Source organism: Bradyrhizobium pachyrhizi, assembly GCF_029714545.1.
GTDB lineage: Bacteria > Pseudomonadota > Alphaproteobacteria > Rhizobiales > Xanthobacteraceae > Bradyrhizobium > Bradyrhizobium pachyrhizi.
Window position 1 is genome coordinate 7,425,905 of record NZ_CP121667.1, and the last position, 19,681, is coordinate 7,445,585.

At 61.3% G+C, this 19,681-nt stretch carries 19 protein-coding genes and 1 tRNA gene; 2 read left to right on the forward strand and 18 right to left on the reverse strand.

What is annotated here, in order from left to right:
* Window positions 1-7: 7 nt before the first annotated feature.
* From QA639_RS35035 to QA639_RS35100, 14 genes are all read right to left on the reverse strand, one after another.
* Complete coding sequence (locus QA639_RS35035) at window positions 8-1,060, reverse strand: MFS transporter (protein ID WP_283090672.1); 1,053 nt, start codon at window positions 1,058-1,060, stop codon at window positions 8-10.
* Window positions 1,061-1,605: 545 nt separating this feature from the next.
* On the reverse strand, window positions 1,606-2,652 hold the full coding sequence (gene hypE / locus QA639_RS35040) for a hydrogenase expression/formation protein HypE (protein ID WP_283088413.1): 1,047 nt from the start codon (window positions 2,650-2,652) through the stop codon (window positions 1,606-1,608).
* Window positions 2,652-3,791: a hydrogenase formation protein HypD gene (gene hypD, locus QA639_RS35045; RefSeq protein WP_283088414.1), complete on the reverse strand. Its 1,140-nt coding sequence runs from the start codon at window positions 3,789-3,791 to the stop codon at window positions 2,652-2,654. Before hypD ends, hypE begins: the two co-directional genes overlap by 1 nt.
* On the reverse strand, window positions 3,788-4,024 hold the full coding sequence (locus tag QA639_RS35050) for a HypC/HybG/HupF family hydrogenase formation chaperone (protein WP_283088415.1): 237 nt from the start codon (window positions 4,022-4,024) through the stop codon (window positions 3,788-3,790). Before QA639_RS35050 ends, hypD begins: the two co-directional genes overlap by 4 nt.
* A 1-nt stretch (window position 4,025) precedes the next feature.
* Window positions 4,026-6,305 (reverse strand): carbamoyltransferase HypF, encoded by a 2,280-nt coding sequence (hypF, locus tag QA639_RS35055; protein WP_283088416.1) that lies wholly within the window; start codon window positions 6,303-6,305, stop codon window positions 4,026-4,028.
* Window positions 6,302-7,246, reverse strand: coding sequence for a hydrogenase nickel incorporation protein HypB (hypB, locus tag QA639_RS35060; protein WP_283088417.1), 945 nt, complete (start codon window positions 7,244-7,246; stop codon window positions 6,302-6,304). Before hypB ends, hypF begins: the two co-directional genes overlap by 4 nt.
* On the reverse strand, window positions 7,246-7,587 hold the full coding sequence (gene hypA / locus QA639_RS35065; RefSeq protein WP_283088418.1) for a hydrogenase maturation nickel metallochaperone HypA: 342 nt from the start codon (window positions 7,585-7,587) through the stop codon (window positions 7,246-7,248). Before hypA ends, hypB begins: the two co-directional genes overlap by 1 nt.
* Window positions 7,580-8,677, reverse strand: coding sequence for a nickel-dependent hydrogenase large subunit (locus QA639_RS35070; protein WP_283088419.1), 1,098 nt, complete (start codon window positions 8,675-8,677; stop codon window positions 7,580-7,582). The genes hypA and QA639_RS35070 overlap by 8 nt, the downstream gene beginning before the upstream one ends.
* A gap of 109 nt (window positions 8,678-8,786) precedes the next feature.
* Window positions 8,787-9,647 (reverse strand): hydrogenase expression/formation protein, encoded by an 861-nt coding sequence (locus tag QA639_RS35075; protein WP_283088420.1) that lies wholly within the window; start codon window positions 9,645-9,647, stop codon window positions 8,787-8,789.
* Window positions 9,648-10,056: 409 nt separating this feature from the next.
* Window positions 10,057-10,347: a HypC/HybG/HupF family hydrogenase formation chaperone gene (locus tag QA639_RS35080; protein WP_283090673.1), complete on the reverse strand. Its 291-nt coding sequence runs from the start codon at window positions 10,345-10,347 to the stop codon at window positions 10,057-10,059.
* 30 nt (window positions 10,348-10,377) lie between these two features.
* Complete coding sequence (locus QA639_RS35085; RefSeq protein WP_283088421.1) at window positions 10,378-10,962, reverse strand: HyaD/HybD family hydrogenase maturation endopeptidase; 585 nt, start codon at window positions 10,960-10,962, stop codon at window positions 10,378-10,380.
* A 12-nt stretch (window positions 10,963-10,974) separates the two neighbouring features.
* Entirely contained in the window at window positions 10,975-11,694 is a 720-nt protein-coding gene (gene cybH, locus QA639_RS35090; protein ID WP_283090674.1) for a Ni/Fe-hydrogenase, b-type cytochrome subunit, read from the reverse strand.
* Window positions 11,695-11,716: 22 nt separating this feature from the next.
* The gene (locus QA639_RS35095) at window positions 11,717-13,507 is read right to left on the reverse strand and encodes a nickel-dependent hydrogenase large subunit (RefSeq protein WP_283088422.1); all 1,791 of its coding nucleotides are present in this window, start codon (window positions 13,505-13,507) and stop codon (window positions 11,717-11,719) included.
* 8 nt (window positions 13,508-13,515) lie between these two features.
* Window positions 13,516-14,616 (reverse strand): hydrogenase small subunit, encoded by a 1,101-nt coding sequence (locus QA639_RS35100; RefSeq protein ID WP_283088423.1) that lies wholly within the window; start codon window positions 14,614-14,616, stop codon window positions 13,516-13,518.
* 668 nt (window positions 14,617-15,284) lie between these two features.
* Here QA639_RS35100 and QA639_RS42075 point away from each other — a divergent pair.
* Window positions 15,285-15,389: an NEL-type E3 ubiquitin ligase domain-containing protein gene (locus tag QA639_RS42075; RefSeq protein ID WP_428841104.1), complete on the forward strand. Its 105-nt coding sequence runs from the start codon at window positions 15,285-15,287 to the stop codon at window positions 15,387-15,389.
* 111 nt (window positions 15,390-15,500) lie between these two features.
* On the opposite strand, the gene QA639_RS35105 is transcribed toward QA639_RS42075, so the two are convergent.
* The 4 genes from QA639_RS35105 to QA639_RS35120 form a co-directional block, all read right to left on the reverse strand.
* On the reverse strand, window positions 15,501-16,481 hold the full coding sequence (locus QA639_RS35105) for a PDR/VanB family oxidoreductase (RefSeq protein ID WP_283088424.1): 981 nt from the start codon (window positions 16,479-16,481) through the stop codon (window positions 15,501-15,503).
* Window positions 16,482-16,492: 11 nt separating this feature from the next.
* A complete protein-coding gene (locus QA639_RS35110) occupies window positions 16,493-17,245 on the reverse strand; it encodes a GntR family transcriptional regulator (RefSeq protein ID WP_283088425.1) in 753 nt (250 codons plus the stop codon).
* A 3-nt stretch (window positions 17,246-17,248) separates the two neighbouring features.
* Window positions 17,249-18,298, reverse strand: coding sequence for an aromatic ring-hydroxylating dioxygenase subunit alpha (locus tag QA639_RS35115; protein ID WP_283088426.1), 1,050 nt, complete (start codon window positions 18,296-18,298; stop codon window positions 17,249-17,251).
* A gap of 584 nt (window positions 18,299-18,882) precedes the next feature.
* Window positions 18,883-19,164, reverse strand: a complete 282-nt coding sequence (locus tag QA639_RS35120) for a helix-turn-helix transcriptional regulator (protein WP_283088427.1) — start codon at window positions 19,162-19,164, stop codon at window positions 18,883-18,885.
* A gap of 378 nt (window positions 19,165-19,542) precedes the next feature.
* Between QA639_RS35120 and QA639_RS35125 the strand changes: the two genes are divergently transcribed.
* Window positions 19,543-19,618: transfer RNA gene (locus QA639_RS35125), tRNA-Ile, on the forward strand.
* The last annotated feature ends 63 nt before the right edge of the window (window positions 19,619-19,681 follow it).

The window sequence follows — 19,681 nt, forward strand, 5'->3', positions numbered from 1 at the left end:
CCACAAGTCAGTGCCGGTCCGCCATCACAATTGGCGCCGCGAGCGTGACCGAGCACAGGAGCACGCCCAGCATTGCGAATGCCCATGGGAGGCCAGCCATGTTTGAGATAAGGCCGACGATAGCAGGACCGACGAACAGACCAGTGTAGCCGGCCGTCGTGGTGACTGCGATTGCAATGCGAGCCGGCATTATCTTCTGTTTGCCGGCCTGGCGGCACAGCACCGGCACTATATTCGCAGCACCCAATCCGATAAGCAGGCATCCCGCCATGGCAATCGCCCCAACAGGCGCCGCTAGCAGCGCCGCAAAACCCGCCATGATCGGCAGAGTTCCGAGCATCAATGTGGTGCGATCGCCGAGCCGCGTCACGACGGCATCTCCGCCGAGGCGCCCTGCCGTCATGGCAATAGAAAACAACATATAACCGAAGCCGCCATGCGCCTTCGAGACAACACCTTGATCAACGAGAAACAAGGCACTCCAGTCGAGCATTGCGCCTTCAACGAGAAAGGTCATGGCCGCAAGCGTTGCTATGAGCAACACGCCGCGATCGGGCAGGACGAATCCTAGCCGTTGCTCGGTCCGACCCGTTGCGAGAAACCGCGGCCATGCCAATACAAGTGCAATCGTCATCAGCGCCGAACAGATCGATGTTGGAACAAGCGCGTCAGTCCCGAGCGAGAGGGAGGTGGTCATCATAGCGCAGCCCGCAACTTCGCCAATGCAGAACTGGGCGTGGAAGCCGGACATCAACGGACGGCCGGCGGCGCGCTCGACTTCGGTCGCGTGAACGTTCATGGCTATGTCGATCGAGCCAAGCGAAACCCCGAAAGCAAACAGCACGGCGCCGAGCCAAAGAGGAGTGCTGGCCACAGCAAGCCACGGCAGGATGAGCGCCAAGCCAAAACCGCCACCAAGGATGATGGTCTGGCTGCCGTAACGCGCATTCGCCGCGCCGGTGACGAGCATAGCAACAGCGGATCCAACGCCAAGCCAGAGCAACACCAGACCAAGCACGCCATCATCGATCGCCAGCCGCTCCTTGGCGAGCGGCACCAGAGGCGCCCATGAGGCAAAGCCGAATCCGGCAACGAAAAATGCTAATCGGGTCGCGAGCGAGCCGGCTGGCCGACCGGTAAACGATAACACAGGGCACTCCGGCGAAAAGAACCCGCAAGCGTGGCGCCGACCACCTTTGTGCGCTCGCCTGCGGGCGATGCACGGCTGGACGATGAAACGTCGGGCGGAACGTTCCACTCGTAGCAAGTGTGATGCCATTGTGAAGATGACGCGCGGCGTCCTGTGGTGTGAGCCTCAGAGCGGCATTGAAGCCTCGATAGCACATTACGGCTTGATTTTCGGATCGGTCTGTGCGGCCCAATTGACCGTGCTGCGTTTGCACATCATTCATGACCGTCGCACGCACAACAACGCTGGTTGGCTACGTCGCAAAGCAAACAACACCCATGGCCGCAGTTCCCAGGTCGAAGTCGCGCGATGCGGCGCGCACACTAAGTATTTCAAGATGACACGCCAACTCCAGAGGCGAAACAATTGGGACTTCCCGGAAGCCGAACCAGTCCTTCGTGCCGGCACTGGCACCTTCAACAAATCCGAGGCAGTTGTTCGCCCGACAACCAGTCGACAATTCGTCCGCCGCCAAAGCTGGTCGACATCTGCACCAAATGATGATGATCGGCGACCGCTTCGCCGATATCAGCTGCATCGGACCCGAGCGGATGGGCCTTCATGGCGGCAAGCACGGCATCCGCCATATCTGCCGCCACGATTGCAACGAGTTTGCCCTCGTTGGCAACATGGAGCGGATCAAGCCCAAGGAGTTCGCAGGCAGCCGTAACGGCCGGCTTTACCGGGATCGCCTCTTCCTGCAGGCGGAATCCAAGGCTCGATTGGTGCGCGATCTCGTTGAGCGTTGCGGCAAGACCGCCGCGCGTGGGGTCGCGCATCACCCGGATGCTGGCGCCGCCGGCCGCAACCATTCCGGCGACAAGATCATGCAGAGCTGCGGAATCCGAGACAATGTCGACCTGGAAAGCGAGGTTATGGCGTCGCGACATGATCGCAACCCCATGGTCGCCGAGGCAGCCAGAAACCAGTACCCGGTCGCCGATCCGTGCGTTCTCGGCGGACAGCTCGAGCCCGTTGGCCAGAACGCCAACCCCCGTCGTCGAGATGAACAGACCATCCGCCTTGCCCCGCTCGACGACCTTGGTGTCACCCGTGATGATGTGAACGCCGGCGGCACGGGCTGCTGCACCCATCGAATCCGCAATCGTCTTCAGATCCGAGAGCCGGAAGCCCTCTTCAAGGATGAAACTTGCCGAAAGATAGAGTGGGCGCGCACCGGCCATTGCGACATCGTTGATTGTGCCGTGCACCGCGAGTGACCCAATATTGCCGCCGGGAAAGAACAGCGGTGAAACCACATAGCTGTCAGTCGTCATCACCATCCTGCCCGAGCGGACACCGAAGGCCGACTGATCATTGCAACGGGCGAGCCATTCGTTGCCGAACGCTTCGTGAAACAGGCCGAGGACCAGCTCCGTCGTGGCGCGGCCCCCGGAACCGTGGGAAAGATCGATGCATCCATTCTTGATATCGAGCTTGCGCTGATAGGATTTCACTCGCATCACGCCCGCCGCAGCTGATGGTCGCGGCCCCGGCCATACGTCCAGTGCGCGGCACAGGCGCCTTCCGATGAGACCATGCAGGATCCTATGGGGGTTTCCGGCGTGCAACCCGTTCCGAATAGCTTGCAGTCGACGGGCCTCTTCACGCCGCGCAGGATGGCCCCGCACTCACACGCCGGATTGTCGGCAACGGGCAGTTCGTGCATCACGAAACGCATCTCGGCATCGAATTTGGCGTAAGCTCGCTTCAGCTTCAGCCCACTATCGGGTATGAGCCCAAGCCCGCGCCATTCGAATTGGTCGCGGAGCTCAAACACGTTAGACATCTCTTCGATGGCGCGGTGGTTGCCTTCACGCTTCACCGCACGGCTATATTGGTTCTGCACCTCAGATCGGCCGTCATTCACCTGCCGCACCAGCATCAGGATGGCCTGCATCAGGTCGAGTGGCTCAAATCCCGCGATCACGATCGGCTCGCCAAATTCGTCGGCCAAACGCCCGTAAGGCTCCGTACCGATGATGGTGCTGACATGCGCAGGCCCGATAAAGCCGTCGATTTCGGCCCGACCGACATCGTGGCGATCGGGACTATCGAGAATGCTTTGCATCGCCGGGGGCGTCAGCACGTGGTTGCAGAACACGCTGAGATTCTTCAGCCGCTTCTTCTTGGCAAGCCGGATCATCACTGCCGTCGCAGGCGCCGTGGTCTCAAATCCAATGGCAAAAAAGACCACCTCCTGATCCGGCGTGTGCTCGGCGATCCGGATCGCATCAAGCGTCGAATAGACCATTCGAATGTCAGCGCCGAGCGCCCTGGCTCGTAACAGGGATTGTCCTTGCGTGCCGGGCACACGCATCAGGTCGCCGTAGACACAGAGAGTGACCTGCGGCCGGGCGACTAACCGGATCGCCATGTCGATCCGGCTACTGGGCAGAACACAGACCGGACAGCCCGGCCCGTGGATCAAGCGGACATTCGCCGGGAGCAGGTCCTCCAGGCCATAGCGGGCGATCGCATGCGTGTGGCCGCCGCAAAACTCCATGAACCGGTAGACCCGTTGTGGATTGGCGTCAGTGCCGATCGTCTGCGCGAGACGCTGGGCAATGGTCTTGTCGCGAAATTCGTCGGCATATTTCATGACCCGAGCTCCTGCCCGACGCTACCTAGTTCCTGCAGGAGCTCCAGCGTACGCTCAGCTTCCGCGGGGTCGATTTTGACCAGGGCGTAGCCGACATGGACAAGGACGTAATCCCCCACGGCGAGATCATCGATCAGCGCAATCGATATTTCCAAGCTGACGCCATCGATGGACACAATGGCCATGTCACCGGGAAGGAGTTCGGCGACCTCAGCCGGTACCGATAGACACATATCAGACTATTCCTTCCAGAGCTTGCGGCTGCTCAGCAGTCTGAAGAGCGGCGATCCACGCTTGGCCGAGGCTCAAGCCGCCGTCGTTAGGTGGAACCTGCCGTGGCAACAGCGCAGTGAGGCCGGCCGCAATGCAGCCGCCCTGGATTTCGTCTGCGAGCACCGCGTTCAGGAAGCAACCACCGCTCAGAACGACGGTTGTGACGCCAGTTGTCTGCGCAGAGCGTGCGACCCAATCAACGCAGCCGGCGGCAAACGTGCCATGAAAAAGCTCGGCTCCCTCGGCGGCGCCGATATCGTTTGCAACCAACCGCGCAAACAGTGGACGAAATGATAGAACGCCATCATTGATCATCCAGCCCGCTTCGAGCACGGCAGTCTGCCGCACCCGCGCCTCGAGCTTCATCGCGGCTTCCCCCTCATAGCTCTGCAGGGTCGCAACCCCGAGCAGCGCCGCTACTGCATCGAACAGCCGGCCCGCGCTGGTCGTGGTGGCCCCGCAAGGCCGATCGAGCAATGCCCGCAGATGCTCAGCCTGCGGCTGCGACGCAAAGCGAGAAGCAATTTCATGTCCCCGTCCCAAAATCTGAAGCATCGCACTCGCCATCCGCCAGGGCTCGCGGGCCGCGCGATCCCCGCCAGGCACTTGCAAGGGTGCGAGATGTCCGATGCGTCGAAACCGGGCGCCGTCGCACAACAAGAGCTCGCCACCCCAGTTGCCGCCGTCGTAGCCATAGCCATGGCCGTCGAGCAGAAGGGCGAGCGTAGGCGCGGCGAGACCATGCTCTGCGATGACGGCAGCAGCATGCGCGTGATGGTGCTGGACAGCGATCAGGGCGCAGCCGCTTGCTTCGGCAAAGCGGGTAGATGCCATGTCGGGATGCAGATCATGAGCCATGATGACAGGCCTGACGTCGAGGGTCGAGGTGAGATGGCGGACCGTCTCCCCGAAAACGCGAATCCCTTCAGGCGTATCGAGATCGCCGATGTGCTGGGAGACAAATGCTTCGTTACCCCGCGTAACGGTGACAGTCGACTTCAGCGCGCCGCCGACGGCGAGCAGGGGCGGCACGGACCTCGCAAGCCGGATCGGTTCGGGAACATAGCCGCGGGCGCGGCGAATGAATTGGCGCTGTCCGGCCACGACCGACACCACGGAATCATCAGCACGCGTCAGGATATCGCGATCATGAGTCACAATAAGATCGGCGATGCCGGCAAGCCGCCGCAACGCCTGGCCGTTGTCGATTGGTAGCGGTTCGCCTGCGAGATTGGCGCTGGTTGCGACGATGACCGGACCACCGCTCTCGACGGCCGGACCGCCATCCCTCCGCCTTGCGCCAATCGAGCCGAGCGCATGGAAGATAAGGTGATGCAGCGGCGCCACGGGCAGCATGACGCCGAGGCGCGACAGGCCGGGGGCTATCGCGGGCGCAAGATGGTTGCGCGAGCGCAGCAAAACGATTGGGCGAGCTACGGTTTCCAGCAATGCGAGCTCGGCGGCGTTGGTCTGCGCAATCTCGTTGGCCTGCTCTATGGAGCCGATCATGACCGCGAACGGCTTCTGGTCGCGCTGCTTCCGCTTACGCAAACGCCGCACCGTGTCATGATTGGCTGCATCGCAAAGCAGCTGATACCCTCCAAGCCCCTTGATCGCCACGATCCGGCCGCCGGCGATCGCCGCGGCAATATCGTCGATCCCATGACTGAGCTGAGGGCCGCATGTCGGGCACGCGATTGCCTCGGCGTGAAAACGACGGCTCAAAGGATCGGCATATTCGGCCGCACAGGCGGCACACATCGCGAAGGCCCTCATCGCAGTGTTGCCGCGATCATACGGGAGCTGTCCGGCAATAGTGTAGCGCGGGCCGCAATGGGAGCAATTGATGAAGGGATAGAGGTAATATCGGCTTGTTGGATCGAACAAGTCATCTAGGCATTGCCGACATGTCGCGGCATCGGCGGCGATCCGCGTCGACGACCTGCCCTGTTCGCTGCGGCGGATCGAAAAGTCTTTGACCCCAAGCGCGCCGATCTCCTGAACCAAGATTTGGTCGATGCGCGCCAATGCTGGCCTTTCGAGCGGCAAGGCGGCCACGAACTCGGACGTACCCTCACCCTCGACCTCGATGATGACGCCGTCGGGATCGTTGGCGACAAACCCGGCCAGACCATAACGAGCAGCGAGACCATATACATACGGACGAAAGCCGACGCCTTGAACGGCGCCGCTGACGCGCAGGCGCAGACGCGTTCCGGAGCCGGCGATTGCCTCGCTCATCGCGCCGTGCCCCCGACGGGATGGGTCTGATCTGCCGCTTGCTTCCCAATCCAGGCGTAGAGCGCGGCAAAGCCCGCGCCGGTACGCGCTGAAACCGTCAGCACTTCAATCGCTGGATTGACGCGTCTCGCATACTCGACGGTCTGGCCCAAATCGAAATCGACCAGGCGCGCCAGATCAATCTTGTTGATCAGCATGAGCGACGATGCGGCAAACATTTCAGGATATTTGAGTGGCTTGTCCTCACCCTCGGTGGTCGAGAGCACTACGATCTTGCAGGCTTCGCCGAGATCGAATGCCGCGGGACAAACGAGATTGCCGACATTCTCGATGAAGAGAATGCCGCGCTTGAGCGGCGGCAAGCGGCGATAAGCCTCGCTGACCATCGCAGCATCGAGATGGCATCCCTTGCCGGTATTGATCTGAATTGCAGGCACGCCGGTCGCGCGAATGCGCTCCGCATCGTTTGAGGTCTGCTGGTCGCCCTCGATGACCCCAAGCTGCCAGCTCCGCTTGAGCTCGCTGACGGCGCGGACGAGGAACGAGGTTTTTCCCGCGCCAGGACTTGAAACAAGATTGAACACAAGCATGTCATCGGCCAGGAATCGGGCGCGGTTGTCGGCCGCGATCCTGTCGTTCCTGCCGAGGATGTCGCGCCCGATCTGAATGACCCGCTCGCTGCTCATGCCCGCGAGCGTCAAGCCGGCCGGGTCAGCCGCGCAATCCAAAAGCGCCCGTCCGCCATGAGCCTGCTGATGGTTGTGATCATGATGGCGGCGATGATGAGGGCGTTGAGAATGATGCACGTCGTGGCCGGTATGCAACTGATCAAGGTCGTGACCGTGACCGTGTGCATGGCGATGATCATTGGCATGCGCACCTTGCGCGTGGGTGCGTTCGGTGGCGGGCACTCCTTCGCTACAGCCGCATATGCTACACATCAGTCGATCTCCAGCTCTTTGACCCGCATCTCTTCACCCGCAGTCACCTGCAGCTGGTAGCTGCCGCAGCGGGGGCATGGCTCGCAGCGCCGGGCAATCTCGACGCTTGTGGAACAGGCCATGCACCAGGCGAGGCCAGGCTGCTCGACGATCTTAAGAACCGCGCCCTCGGCGATGGTCCGCGCAGCAACGACCGCAAAGCTGAGCTTCATCGCTTCCGGAGCGACATAACTCAGCGCTCCGACCTCCAGACACACGCTCTTCACCTTCGAGAACGATCGCCGGCGCGCCTCCTCCTCGACAATCTGGATGATGCCCTCGCAAAACGCCATTTCATGCATCGCAGACATCGCGAAAATTGAGGGTGAAGGCGGCGCAAGGGTCGAACGATTCAATCATCGCGAGAATGGCAGCTCGTGCCTGCGGCCTCGCCATCAGCACCGCGCCCTGCAAACTGCGGACCAGCGGTCCGCGCGCGTGGAAATTCCATTCGGTCGGCGTAAGACATGCGAAGCGCGATATCTGCCCATGACGGTCGAGCTCAACCGCGTGATAAAGACGTCCCCTGGCGCATTCGATCGCGGCCGCACCACGACGCGGTCCTAGTCCGTAGCTTTCCGCGATCCCATCCTTCGCTGTCTCGATGTGAGCACCGGCTTTGAGCCAAGCGCAGAGAGAGACGATTTCGGCAATTCTCGCCTTCAGCCGCTCAGCCGGGGCCGACCTGCCTGGCGAAACCCGGCCACGCATCATTTGGCGCGCCCATGGACCCGTCTCGGGAATACCGCGTCCTAGGTCGGGGCAATGGCAAACCCTCACGTCGTCCGAGAGCAGCCGTCCAATGATGTCGTGGTCGCTGGCAGCGGACAGGAACGAGTGCTGCATCGGCACTGGCTTCAATACGGCTTCGTCGAGCGCGGCCATGCGAAGAGCGAGCGAGCTGCCGCACGTCGGCGCGCCATCTTCATTTGACATGCCGAGAGCGGTCAGCGTGGCCGCTATACGCGCTGTTGCCTCGCGTGGAACGGGATCGCAGCCGGCCTCTGCGCTGCCGACAAGCGCTGATACGTCCTGCATCAGGGCGCGGATCGCGCCGGCACCGGTGGCATCCTTCGCGAGATGGGTGACAAACAGGCCCCGGAGCAATTCCGCCAGCCGCTCGGCAACGACCCGGGCCGTACGATGCTGCCTCGTCGCAGGGTTGATGCCTACGCCACGCGCCGCCTCGATCGCGGACTGGAATGCTACCTGATGCGCGGCAGCACACAACGAAAACAGCCGCGGCAGCGCATTGAGCAACGAACTGGCTGGTCTTCCGGCGAATAGCCGCGCCAGTGGCGGCCGGACGGGCGGCAGGATTTCGACCGTGGCAATCTTGTCGCCAGCAAGCGATACGGTGACCTCTATTCCGTTACTAATGGCGTGGCTCATGCGCACGCCCTCGCGCCCTCTGCGAGATCGTAGACGATCCGGCAGATGCCGCACCCCATGCGCGCGTCGTCTGCGAGATTCTCCCGGACGGCAACAGTCTCGAAGCTCGTCATTCGAAGTAAGCCTCGATGATTTTCTGCATGCGTTCGGCGGAATCCTCAAAATCCTCGTCGGTTGCCAGCGTAACCGTCGGGACGCCGCCAACCTCAAGCGTATCCAGGATGATGCTATCTGTGGAATTGAAGAACTGTACCGACCAGACGTGCCGGACGCCGGTCGCCTGCACGCGGCACGTGCCGTAGCCACGCGAGGTGAGAAGGATCGGCCCGTTGCCAACGCTTTGCTGCAGAAACGCCTGGTCGACCGGGCTCATCGGCATGAGCGTGAAATTGATGATATGCGCGCTCATGCCGGGCCGCCAACCCAGCGCCCGTTCTCGAAGTTCCGCGAGCACCGGTAGCACGTTCATCGCGCCTTCCGGCGCCGCATTGATCGTAAGATTAGTCGACGTCAGGTCGGTTGCCGCGCGCCGCACGATCTGCGGTATTGCGCCGACTTCGATATATTCTTGTGCCGGGTCGCTGCCGATGCACACGCGCCAAATTCCTGCAAGCAAACTTTCTTCGATCCGTGCCACAGAGCCATCCGGCAGCACAGCGACGCCGGCGATTTCGCCCGTCCCAAGTACGTCGGCGATCAGCTTGCGCTCAAGATCGCTGAGAGTCGCAAGCTTGAACAGCTGCGTCTGTGCAGCGCTCTTCTGGCCGGCAACGGCAGCGGCGAGATTTGACAACAGTGCCACGGCATTCGGACAATTCCTTGCCAGCTCGACGCCATCGAGCGAAGCGAGCTTGGCAAGCCCGGCAGCAGCCGTCGGCCCGCTATGGCCTGCCTCGAGGCTTTCCGCGCCGGTCGGAAACACGCGCAGCGGATGCTCGGCGCCTTGCGCAAAGGAAATGCCTGCTTTCATGACGCGACGTTCGCTCGTGCGGGCCGAGGAGTGACATTCTTGACGACAGACGCGCCGGCGCGCAGGTGATCAATGAGTCTGAACATGTGGTCCGTACAAATTCTCCATATCCCGGCCCGTGCGTCGTTGCTTGCGATCACGGCCTTGGACGGACCGCGCCGTGTCAAATCATGCTTTCCCGACTGAAAGCTCATCAGGCTCCTTTCTATCGCCTCGGTTCACGGGACGGGTGTTAGCAAAGTGTATGCCAATCACCGCTTTGTCGCAGTTCTGCTTTCCGCTCCGATCAGCAGTGCAAGGCCCCGCTTGGGCTCCTCGGCGTCAAGCTTGTTTCGGCGCGACACTTGTTATCCGTGAACAATGGCGAGTTGAACAATGGCAAGTGGGCGGGACGGCAAGCGACGCCTGCTTAGCGGAGGTGCCCGGGCAGCTGCGGCTCGCGACCGATCAAATCCGCAAAGAACCGGTCGCAGTCGTGGCCATTGATGGCCGCATCGAGGCCGTCGAGCGCCTCGGCGATCAGCCGTGCCTCATCGTCCTCCAGGAGCCGCACCGCGGTATCGATATGGACCAGCACCTTGGCGCCGACCGGCGGCTTGGAGAGCAGCATCACCGACACGAACCGCTTTTCATTGCCGTACTCGCACAGCGCCGAGATGCCGTCGGTCTCGATAATCGTCATTGGCAGGCCAAGGCACATCGCAACCAACACATCGTAGCCTGCGAGCCGCTAGATCGGCCGCGCCCTCGTCTCATAGTTTGCTTGGTCGATATCGTTCGCGAGCAAGCGTTCCGAGGGAGGCAACGGCGCGGTCCGAAGTCTTGCCCGCGCCCCCCACTGCATCAACAGTTCGCAAGCCAATTCGATCGCAGGCGCAATCTGGGTGCGCACCGGAGCGGTCAGCGGACCGCCCCAATTCTCCAGATCCATCGGCTGACAGCCAATGAGAGCAAGCTCTCGCGGGCAGCGGCCAAGCAGGTCGGCCGCACTTAAGACGTCCTGAAAGCCGGTCTGATGCAGGCTCATTTTCTTGGCGGCGGTGAACCTCGGCACCTCGTCGTCTCGCACGAGCTTCAACTGGCCGGGCGCAAGTCCATAGTCGATGGCATCGAACACGATCAGGCAATCGGCTTCCTCGAGAAAATTGACCAAATAGAGCCCTTGCGTACCGCCATCGAGGACGGTGACGTTGCCAGAGACGGCGTAGCGGCGGTGGAACTCTTCCACCGCCCGCACGCCGAATGCCTCGTCGGCCCACAGGATGTTGCCGATGCCGAGCACCAGGATACGTTTTGGGTTCTGCGGGGTCAGCATCGGCATCCTCAATCAATCGCGGAATTCGCGCTCGCCCGAAATGATGGAGGAGATGGTGCTCCGGCGCGACATGATATCCTCCCAGACCGCCGCGTAGATGTGGAGGAGCGCAAAGCACACGATGACCCACATGCCAAGACGGTGCCAGGTATGAACGTCCCGACTGTTCGGCCAGATCGCAAACACCCAGCCGAACAGCTCATCCTGCCAGCTGTCATTGCCGGAGCCCTGCGCATAAAGTGCAAAGCCTGTGACGATCATGAACGCGGTGGTCAGGGTAAACATGAAGAACATCGCGAGCTGAGCTAGCGGATTGTGCCCGACACGTTTCTTCGGCTCGGCCGCGAGGAAAGCGTACCAGCGCACCGCGTGCCAGAGCGCGCTCCAAAAGCACCTGCGCCAAATCGGCACGTAGAAGATCTGCCTCGCATGGGAGTTTCCCACCAAGGCCAAATAGATGCGCAACAGGAAGCCGATTGCGAGCACATAGCCTGCGGAAAAATGCGCAAAGCGGAGATAGCCGAACAGGAAATTATCGCTTGCCTCTCCCGGCATTGACGGTATCCCGGTTCCGATGACGTAGCCGGTTATGCCCAAGACCAGAATGGTTGCCGCATTGACCCAATGCCACAGCTGCAGCGGCGCTTCATAGAGGTAGACGACATCACGCTTGACACTGCGATCACGCCGTGCCGCATCGTTGCCAATACGTGTGGTAGCGGCTTGCGGCATCTTGTCCAGCACGGCAGCCTCCTTATCGAACCTTGACCGAAGCCATTTCCTGACCGTCGGGACTCATCACGTGCGTCGAGCACGCCAGGCACGGATCAAACGAATGGATCGTGCGCAAAATCTCCAGCGGCTGCTCTGGATCGGCCATCGGCGTATCGATCAGTGCGGCTTCAAATGCCCCGATGTTACCCTTGGGATCGCGCGGCGAGCCGTTCCACGTCGTCGGCACGACGCACTGGTAGTTCTCAATCTTGGTGTCCTTGATCTTGATCCAGTGACCGAGCGCGCCACGCGGTGCCTCGGTGAAGCCGTATCCCCTGGCCACCCTCGGCCAGCCTTCCGGCTTCCACTTGCTGGTATTGGCAGTTGAGGTGTCCCCCGTCTTGATGCTGGCCACCAGCTTGTCCTGGAAATAGCGCAGCTGATGCGCCGCCCACTGGCACTCGAGCGCACGCGCTGCAGTGCGGCCGAGCGTCGAGAAAAGCGCCGTCACGGGAAGATCGAGTGTCTTGAGCAGTCTGTCGGTCGGATCCCTGAATTCCGCCTTGCCTTGCGCGTAGCCTATGATGTATCGCGCCAGCGGTCCTACCTCGACGGCGTTGCCGCGCCAGCGCGGCGCCTTGATCCAGGAATACTTGCCGCCCTCGTCGAGCTCCCTGATGTCGGTCCTGGTGCCCTTGAAGTTGGGCCCAAGCTGGAAATTCGGCTCGGTGACGCCATCCCAGGGATGCAGCCCGCTGGAATCGTCGGGGTATTTGTACCAGGAGTGCGCGACGAATTCCTGGATCTGCTCGGGATCACCGTGATCGATCGGCAAGACCTCCTTGAGATTGCCATCAAGGATGACGCCGCGCGGCAGCTTGAGACTTGTCGCGGAATAATCATTGGCGTTTTCGGGGATGTCGCCATAGGACATCACGCTCTTGGCCGACAAACCGCCGCCATAGAGCCAGTCTTTGTAGACTGCGCCGATCGCCGCGACATCGGGCAGGTATACCTTTTCGACGAACTCGATCGAACGGTCAATGATCGAGGACACCAGGTTGAGCCGCTCCATGTTGATCGCCCCCACCGCGCCGGTGCCATCGACATTGATCGCGCAGGGCACGCCGCCAACCAGCCAGTTCGGATGCGGGTTCTTGCCCCCATAGACGGCGTGGATCTTGACGATTTCCTTCTGGAAATCGAGCGCTTCCAGATAATGCGCCACAGCCATGAGGTTCGCTTCCGGCGCAAGCTTGTAGGCCGGATGCCCCCAATAGGCATTCTTGAACGGGCCGAGCTGCCCTGAATCGAAGAACTTTGTGAGCCTGATCTGCAGATCCTTGAAATAGCCCGGTGATGAAAGCGGCCAGGACGAGACCGACTGCGCCAATCTCGACGTCACCTTGGGATCGGCCTTAAGTGCTGAGACCACGTCGACCCAATCCAGCGCGTGCAGGTGATAGAAATGCACGAGATGATCATGAACCTGCAGGCAGAGCTGCATGATGTTGCGTATCGAGTTGGCATTCTCCGGAATCGTGATGCCGAGCGCATTCTCAACGGCGCGCACGGAAGTGAGCGCATGGGTGCCGGTGCAGACGCCGCAAATCCGCTCGGTAAACGCCCAAGCGTCGCGCGGATCGCGCCCGCGCAGGATGGTTTCGATGCCACGCCACATCGTTCCGCTCGAGACGGCATTGCGGATCACATTGTCCGAATCGAGGTTGACTTCGACACGCAGATGACCCTCGATTCGAGTTAGCGGATCGACGACAACGCGCTTGCCGGACCCATCGAGCTTGAATCCATTGGGGGTCTTCACGCCCACCTGTCCCCCTAGCCCCGACGATTGTCCTGAGCTGCGCCATCCCCTTTACGGGTGAGCCGCTTCGCGGCCGTGACCGCCGCATGCGCGGCAACGGTAAGACCGGCAACGCCGGCAGCCGCCATGCCGATTTGATCGACGTTCTTCTCGATGCCGAAGTGCTTGATGGTCGTGAGGTGGTCATAAGTCGAGCCCCTGTCCCAGAAGCCGTCTTCGGCGCAGGCGAAGCAGCCGTGACCGGACTGGATCGGGAAGGAAATGCCGCCGTTCCACCGAACGGTCGAGCAGGCGTTGTAGCTGGTCGGTCCCTTGCAGCCCATCTTGTAGAGGCAATAGCCCTTACGCGCCCCCTCGTCGTCCCATTCCTCGACAAATTGGCCGGCATCGAAATGGGGACGCCGATAGCACTTGTCGTGGATGCGCTGGGAATAGAACATCTTTGGCCGCCCTTGGCGGTCGAGCTCGGGAAGTTTTCCGAACGTGGTGATGAAGGTTACAACGCCGGTCATGACTTCAGCGATCGGCGGACAGCCGGGCACTTTGATAATCGGCTTGTTCGTTATCACCTTATCGATTGGCACAGCCCTCGTCGGGTTGGGATTGGCCGCCTGCACGCAGCCCCATGACGCACAAGTGCCCCAAGCGATGATCGCCATGCAATCGTCCGCCATCGACCTGAGCTTTTCGACGAACGGCTTGCCGCCATCAATGCAAAACATTCCGCCTTCGTTCATCGGTGCATTCCCCTCGACGGCAAGCACATACTGGCCTTTGTACTTGACGCGGGTCTCCTCCAGAACAGCTTCGGCCTGCTGTCCTGCCGCCGCCATGATGGTATCGTCATAATCGAGCGAAATCATCGACAGGACCGCGTCTTTGACCAACGGATGGGCCGAGCGGATAAAGCTTTCAGAGCAGCAGGTGCATTCGAGCCCATGCATCCAGATCACGGGCATGCGCGGCTTAGTCTCGAGCGCGTTGGCAATATCGCTCGCCGCGAGCGGGCCGAGCCCGAGGCTCACGGCCGTCAAACTGCAGAATTTGAGGAAACTGCGACGCGTGATCCCCTGACGTCTGATCACATTGTAGAACGTTTCGCCTGCCGCGCCCATCGCCCCTCCAGTGATCTGTGATCAGTTGACGGCTATGACAAATTGCTGACGTTCGGATAGCAAGAAGCAGGCCAATCGCACTGCCGTCTGACAGATAGAAGCCGTTCCTCTGCTAAGTTGAGATTGCAGAACCCAGCATGAGCCGGCGAACCGTGCGACCTCGCATCCGGATAACAGCGCTCGCCGCCTGGGCCAACGCCTGTACGAAGGTCGATGCCACAAAACGCACGAATGCCGGCTAATGCACCGCACGCGGTCGTGAGCTCGCGGGAAGGCACGCCATGCTCGAGCAGATGTTCAAGCCTGTACTACGCCATGGACCGTCCGATCCCTCCTGCCATTTGTGTCTGATTTGAAACGCAGATGTGCGAAACCGCACCAACCAACATGATCATTCCGCCCCCGCGGCCGAAGTGTTGACTTGTCAATCGTTCGGTGCGGCCTGCAACGCTTTCACGTGCGGCACGCCGATTGCTGAAATAAGAAGCTGCAGTTGAAGATGCCGCACACCTCACCTGTTCAGGACTTCACGAGGCTTGCTCGGTTGATCCTGACGGATCGACGTTGAAGCTAGGCAAAATTGCAGAATACGGCCTCGAGAAGCGTCGCTCCGGCGCGGCCTCTGCCCGAGGCAGTCGCGGACTGGTTCGACGGCGAGGTGGAGGTGTGTGGCCGCCTGGCAGACCTTCACTGATAAGCCGGGCGCCCAGGAGTATGCACGCTTCCTCGACAGGCTGCAGCACACCCTAAACTACAGCAATGGCAAGGAGTAGACCAGGCGACTGTGAGGCGAACACTGCCAGAAGCATAAGCCCCGCTCTGCTTCCGGCCGCGGCGGTCCAGACGAAACCACGACTATTGTCGTAGAAGGCATTGTGACGAGCCTAGACCGCGTCCGGGCGATGCAGCATATCGACCGTGATGGTGCCGCGGGCGCGCGAGACACATGCGCAGATCTTCTCGTTAGCGCGCTTCTGATTCTCGCTGAAGAAGACGTCACGATGGTCGACCTCACCGTCGATATGGACGAGGTCGATGGCGCAGACGCCACACTCGCCGCGCCGGCAATCCGAGATTACCTCATAACCAGCCGCTTTGAGCGCATCCAGCATCGAGCGATCGCGCGGAATCTCGACCTCAATACCCCGATCCGCGAGGCGCACCCGGAAACCTTCGGTCGGCAGCAGGCCGCTCGAACCGAAGGTCTCGTAGCGCAGGTCGGCCAACGCACGCCCCGCGCTGGTCCAGGCCCGGCGCGCGGCATCGAGCATCTGCATCGGGCCGCAAAATAGGGTCATGGCATCGGGCGGCAGCGAGGCGAACAAGGTGTCGAGATCGAGCCGGCGCCCTTCATTGCCTGCATGGACGACGAGGCGCTCGTTCAGCAAGGTGGCCAGAACATCCAGATAGACAGCATCTTCGCGCGAACGCATCGCGTAATGCAACGAGAATTCGGCTTTGCGGCGGTCGAGCGCCTGTGCTGCCCCAATCAACGGCGTAATGCCGATGCCGCCGGCGATCAGGCAATAATGCCGGCGCGACCAGTCGATCGGTAGCAGCGAGGTTGGCAATGTGATGGTCAGCCGCGCCCCGGGCGCGAGCGACCACATATAGCGCGAGCCGCCGCGGGAATCCTCGGCGCGTCGCACCGCGATACGGTAGCCGGCGCGGTCGCCTTCGCCGATCAGCGAGTAGGACCGCGTCTCGGGGCGGCCATCGACGGTGACGGCGACATCAATATGACTGCCGACCGGGTAGGCCGCACCGTCAAAAATTTCCGGCCTGATCAGGAACTCGCGGATCGAGGAAGTCAGATCGCGGGTCGCAATCAGGGTTGCGGGAGTCCAGGTCTCGATGAAACGCATGCGTTCCTCCTTTAATCGCCTGCGGTCCTGATGAGTGCCAGCCCCGGCAGCAGGTCAAAATGCGTTTTATTCTTGAGCACCAGCCGCAAATTGCGCGACGCCAGCCGCGCGTGCTCACGCATGATCGCCTCAGCCCGCGCACCCTCGCGGTTTTCGATAGCGTCGATCACGACACGGTGTTGATCTTGCGCAATCAAGAGCGTCTCGTGCGCCTGCGGCAGTTCTGATTGGGTCATCACAAAGCCGCTCGGCGAGGCAAACGGCAGCGCGGACGCGCGATCGACCTGCCGGATCAGGGGCGGGCTGCGCGACAATTCGGTCAACAGCGCATGAAAGCGCGCATTCAGCGTGACGTAGGAGGAGAAGGCCTCGATCGAGATCCGATCCTGCTGCACTAGGCCGTCGATTTCGTCGAGACATCCTTTCAGTGGCTCGAGATCGCGCGACGAGACCCCGCGCTCGGCGGCAAAGCGCACGGCCAATCCCTCCAGCGTGCCGCGCAGTTCGATCGAGTCCAGGACATCTCGCTCGGAGAACGCCTTCACCGTGAAGCCGCCGGAAGGGATCGCTTCCAGAAGCCCTTCTTCCTCCAGCCGAACCAGCGCCATTCGCACGGGGGTGCGCGAGGCGCCGGTCGTCTCTACCGCCTGCAATTCGGAAATCCGTTCGCCAGGCCGCAAATCGCCCGACAGGATCAGATCGCGCAGGCAGAGCTGCGCACGCACGGTCTGTGAGACGGAGCGATCACTGTCTCGCTCAGCCATGCCCTACTCCGCAGCCTGCCGATGTTGCGGCGGATTCTCCGCCTCGATCATGCGATCAATCAGGCGGCGCGCCCACATCGCTCCCGCATCGATATTGAGGTTGTAGAAGATCCGATCGGGGTTTTCGTCGATCGCGCGCTGCTGCGCCTCGAGAATGAGCTCGTCCTCGCGGAAGATGCTGGAAACGCCTTCGCGGAGTTCGGTGGTCAGGCGCTGTTCGCCCAACCGATAATTGCGCACGAATGCCCAGAAATAGTGGCAACTCGTATCCGTCTCTGGCGTGACGGTGTTGAGAACAATCCCGTTGACGCCGGCCGAGCGATCGCCTTCGGGCGCGCCGGTGCCGGCGGGCGCAACACCGACGTCGATATTGATCGTGCACGGCGCCGCGAAACGAATGATTTGCCAGCGGTCCACCGGGCCCGACTTTTGCAGTTGCTTGGCCCAGAATGGCGGCGGATTAATCCCCTTCATCCAGCGTGTCACGGTGGCAGTCATCTCGCCATGAGTGACGTCGAATGGCGCTTCAGCGATGGCGGCATTGCCGATGCTGGCGCCGTGCACGAAGGTTTCATGCGTTAGGTCCATGAGATTGTCTACGACCAAACGGTAGTCGCATTTGAGGTGAAGGGTCTTGCCGTCGCCAGCCCAAGCGGGATCGTCGTTCCAGTGCATGTCGGGCACCAGCGCTGGGTCAGCCAGCGCCGGATCGCCCATCCACAGCCAGATGAAGCGATGGCGCTCGACGACAGGATAGGCACGCACGCAGGCGGAAGGGTTGATCGTCTCTTGCGAGGGCATGAAGGTGCAGCGGCCCTGCGCGTTGAACTTCAGCCCATGATAGCCGCAGACGACAGTGTCGCCCTCAAGCCGACCTTTTGAGAGCGGCACCAGTCGATGCCAACAAGCATCCTCCAGCGCGGCCACCTCCCCGTTGCTGCGGCGGTACATCACGATGTGCTTGCCGCAAATCGTGCGCGGCAATAGCGCCTGTTTCACGTCGGCGTCCCAAGCGGCGGCGTACCAAGCATTCATCGGAAAACAGTGACCCATTCGCTCGCTCCTCCCTTACTCTCCGTGGATACTCACAGTATACATTGGCGAAAGTGTGTAGCGAACATGAGGATAATGTGCCTTGAAATTGATAATTTTAGCGGTGATATTGATACTTCTGATGAAGAAGCTGTATACATAGATCCGGAATATGCAATCGAGCGCATTCAGGAAGCGGGAACCTGGCCCACCCCTTTGGCGATCTTTGCTCTCGCGAAGACGCGCAAACCGCTCGTCGAGCCGCTAGCCGGTAAGCAACGCCACCCGGGCGCTGGGTCCTTTGCGGGCCGGGGACTGGCTCGCACTTCAGCTCGCCGACCGTCGTTTTGATCACGTAGAGCGTGGCGATCTGTTCGAGCGCTTCGATTGCGATCGGCGCATTTCCGAACGCACCGCGCGCTCCGCCTACCGGCCACCTCACCTGTGACTGTGACCTACTCTTTGCCTTCCGGTCACATACGACTAGGCCTGCGGATTCTTATCTTTGAGGTTGAATCGCTTCACTTGCGTTACAGCCCGCGCGTACGGGTTTCGCGTCGCATCGAGCCCATCTCGCGCCAGATGTCATTGTCTGCGCGCCGCGGTCAGCGACGTTCCTGGCCCGCGTAAGGGCGCAGTATTGGGAGCGTCTTGGCTGGTAGCACCGTCCCTTTGCCGGGATCCGACGTCGACGTCTTGGCGCCGAGATCGGCCCAGGCTTTCAGATCATCCTGCGCGTAGACAACACGACCACCGATCTTTCGATACGTGGGCCCTGTGCCGTACGTGCGATGCTTCTCGAGCGTACGGCCGGAAAGGCCAAGATAACGCGCGGCCTCCGGTGTACGCAGGAAGCGCGGGGATAGGCCACCCATCGTATTAGGCATTTGAAACCTCCAAGGTGACCAGCGCGCTGCGAAAGACGGCGCTAGCGTGCATGCGGTCATCATAGAGAAGCGCGCTCTCGGAGGGGGATAGCGAACATTGAGGAGGCAATTTTCGACATCCCTAAACAGGAAGGGCTATTTGTCTCGGCGCCGCCCACGCCAGAGGGGTCCAAACGGCATGCGAACTTGGAGGCGGCATCAACTGTCGATTTGGCGGAAGACGCTTCCGCGGCCTGGTGTTCGAATTACCAACGAGGATTTGTGAAATCGTGATACCGCGTTGCTGAACCGTGGGTCGGAGATTGCCGGAACCCCGCGCACCATGTAAACGGTGCCCGCCACCGTTGCCGGCCGCGCCCCGCGGCCCGCAAGGCGGCGGGGCCTGTAGCTCAATGGTTAGAGCCGGCCGCTCATAACGGTCTGGTTGCAGGTTCGAGTCCTGCCGGGCCCACCAGTGAGATCAACAGCTTACCCGGTCCTCGTTGCCCGTAGCGCGACGACCGCACCAGAAACCGCA

What these genes read in the sequence shown, in the direction of transcription:
- hypE (WP_283088413.1), bottom strand. Translation starts at nt 2,652, where the DNA reads ATGCGAGTGAAATCCTATCAGCGCAAGCTCGATATCAAGAATGGATGC.
- hypD (WP_283088414.1), bottom strand. Translation starts at nt 3,791, where the DNA reads ATGAAATATGCCGACGAATTTCGCGACAAGACCATTGCCCAGCGTCTC.
- QA639_RS35050 (WP_283088415.1), bottom strand. Translation starts at nt 4,024, where the DNA reads ATGTGTCTATCGGTACCGGCTGAGGTCGCCGAACTCCTTCCCGGTGAC.
- hypF (WP_283088416.1), bottom strand. Translation starts at nt 6,305, where the DNA reads ATGAGCGAGGCAATCGCCGGCTCCGGAACGCGTCTGCGCCTGCGCGTC.
- hypB (WP_283088417.1), bottom strand. Translation starts at nt 7,246, where the DNA reads ATGTGTAGCATATGCGGCTGTAGCGAAGGAGTGCCCGCCACCGAACGC.
- hypA (WP_283088418.1), bottom strand. Translation starts at nt 7,587, where the DNA reads ATGCATGAAATGGCGTTTTGCGAGGGCATCATCCAGATTGTCGAGGAG.
- QA639_RS35070 (WP_283088419.1), bottom strand. Translation starts at nt 8,677, where the DNA reads ATGAGCCACGCCATTAGTAACGGAATAGAGGTCACCGTATCGCTTGCT.
- QA639_RS35075 (WP_283088420.1), bottom strand. Translation starts at nt 9,647, where the DNA reads ATGAAAGCAGGCATTTCCTTTGCGCAAGGCGCCGAGCATCCGCTGCGC.
- QA639_RS35080 (WP_283090673.1), bottom strand. Translation starts at nt 10,347, where the DNA reads ATGTGCCTTGGCCTGCCAATGACGATTATCGAGACCGACGGCATCTCG.
- QA639_RS35085 (WP_283088421.1), bottom strand. Translation starts at nt 10,962, where the DNA reads ATGCTGACCCCGCAGAACCCAAAACGTATCCTGGTGCTCGGCATCGGC.
- cybH (WP_283090674.1), bottom strand. Translation starts at nt 11,694, where the DNA reads ATGCCGCAAGCCGCTACCACACGTATTGGCAACGATGCGGCACGGCGT.
- QA639_RS35100 (WP_283088423.1), bottom strand. Translation starts at nt 14,616, where the DNA reads ATGGGCGCGGCAGGCGAAACGTTCTACAATGTGATCAGACGTCAGGGG.
- QA639_RS35105 (WP_283088424.1), bottom strand. Translation starts at nt 16,481, where the DNA reads ATGCGTTTCATCGAGACCTGGACTCCCGCAACCCTGATTGCGACCCGC.
- QA639_RS35110 (WP_283088425.1), bottom strand. Translation starts at nt 17,245, where the DNA reads ATGGCTGAGCGAGACAGTGATCGCTCCGTCTCACAGACCGTGCGTGCG.
- QA639_RS35115 (WP_283088426.1), bottom strand. Translation starts at nt 18,298, where the DNA reads ATGGGTCACTGTTTTCCGATGAATGCTTGGTACGCCGCCGCTTGGGAC.
- QA639_RS35120 (WP_283088427.1), bottom strand. Translation starts at nt 19,164, where the DNA reads ATGCCTAATACGATGGGTGGCCTATCCCCGCGCTTCCTGCGTACACCG.